At 65.7% G+C, this 1,439-nt stretch carries 2 protein-coding genes; both read right to left on the bottom strand.

Features of this window, described 5'->3' with window-relative positions:
- Positions 1-90: 90 nt before the first annotated feature.
- A complete protein-coding gene (locus LO762_RS32205; protein ID WP_230620137.1) occupies positions 91-660 on the bottom strand; it encodes an NUDIX hydrolase in 570 nt (189 codons plus the stop codon).
- A gap of 88 nt (positions 661-748) precedes the next feature.
- Positions 749-1,439, bottom strand: a 691-nt coding sequence (locus LO762_RS32200; protein WP_230620136.1) for a phosphotransferase family protein, incomplete at its 5' end; no start/stop codon positions are given.

The following is a 1,439-nucleotide window of genomic DNA, read 5'->3' as shown; positions in this document are numbered from 1 at the left end:
GCGGAGTTCGGGGGGAGCTCTGCGCGGTTGCCGTCCAGGGCGGAGCTGCGGGTGCTCTTGCGCCAGTGAAGTGGCGCGTTCAGTGGAGTCCTACGGATGAGTCGAGTTCGTGAGGTGCGCGAGTTTTCCGGCGAGTTTGGGGGTGGGGGCGTCGGAGAGGTTGCGCCAGGCGAAGCCGGAGACTTCTTCGTGTTGGAGGCGGACGGCGGGTTCGTTGACGTGGAAGGTGTAGCGGAAGTCGGCGTGCCAGTGTTCGGGTTCGTTTTTGGTTGGGTTGGCGGGGATGGTGTGGATGTCGATGTCCAGGGGTGTGGCGTCGTGTCCGGGTGGGGAGATGGTGCTGTGCCAGGAGATGCCGGTTTCTTCTTCGAGTTCTCGGAGTGTGGCCTGGATCAGGCTGTTGTCTTCGGGTTCGAGGTGGCCGCCGGGTAGGAGCCATTTGCTGAGTGCGTTGTGTTCGATGAGGAGGAGTCGCTGGTCGGGGTCGATGACTACTGCGCCGCAGGTGATGTGGCCGCCGTTGAAGGTGTGTCGGCTGGTCAGGTCCCTGGTGTCGCTGTTCAGTGCGTTCAGGAGGGGTGTGAGGTGTTCGGTTTCGTTGGGGTGGGCTGCCAGGTAGCGGGTGAGGGTGGCGCGGATCTCTTGGTGTTTGATGGTCATGTTGTCCTGTCGAAGTGGTGGAGCCACAGTTCGGCGATGCGGCTTCGTTCGGTTTTGTCCAGCTCGTGTAGCCCTGGTTCCAGGCGCGTCAGGTGGGGGTGCTGCGGTGGTCGGACCAGCGTCGTGCGGCGCTCACGGAGGCGTTGGTCCAGGGGTCGAGCCGTGGCTTCCACGTGGATCGAAGCGCGCTCTGGTAGTACGCCGTCGCGTCGAGGTCGCCGGGCTCCAGGGTCTTCCAGACCGGGAGCGCCGACAGGATGTCCTCGGCGTCGTGGGGGGTGTGTCCGCAGGTCATGAGGCACAGGGCGAAGGCTGTCGCGTCCGACCACGGAGCGCCGCGCATGTACCGCGCCCAGTCGATCAGATGGGCGCGGCCGTCTCCCGTGATCCGGACGTTGCCGGGGTTGAGGTCGGCGTGTGCCAGGGCGTCGCCCCTGAATCTGCGCAGGTCCTCAGGCCGGGCGTGCGCGGAGCGAAGCTTCTCCGCGGAACGGAGGGGGATCTCGGGGCAAGGGGTCTCGCTGAGCCTGTCCAGCAGGTCGAGCACCAGAGGGATGTCCGGTGAGAGGGGCGAGTAGTCGGCCCTGCGCCCTTCGACGTGATCGAAGCCGACGATCAGCCAGTCGGCCTGTTCGACCCGAAGCCGGATCGTCGGGGAAAGATGGGTGACGTAGGGGTTGATCGCGATCTCCCGACGCAGTTGGAGCTGAGACCCTCCGAGATCACCTCGATACCCGCCACGCCACCCGACGCCCGCTGAACGGCGTCCTGAACCTCGT

It is taken from the genome of Actinocorallia sp. API 0066 (assembly GCF_020991275.1).
In the GTDB taxonomy this organism is placed as follows: domain Bacteria; phylum Actinomycetota; class Actinomycetes; order Streptosporangiales; family Streptosporangiaceae; genus Actinocorallia.
The sequence above is the reverse complement of the archived record's forward strand: the minus strand, read 5'-3'. Positions and strand labels throughout refer to the sequence as shown.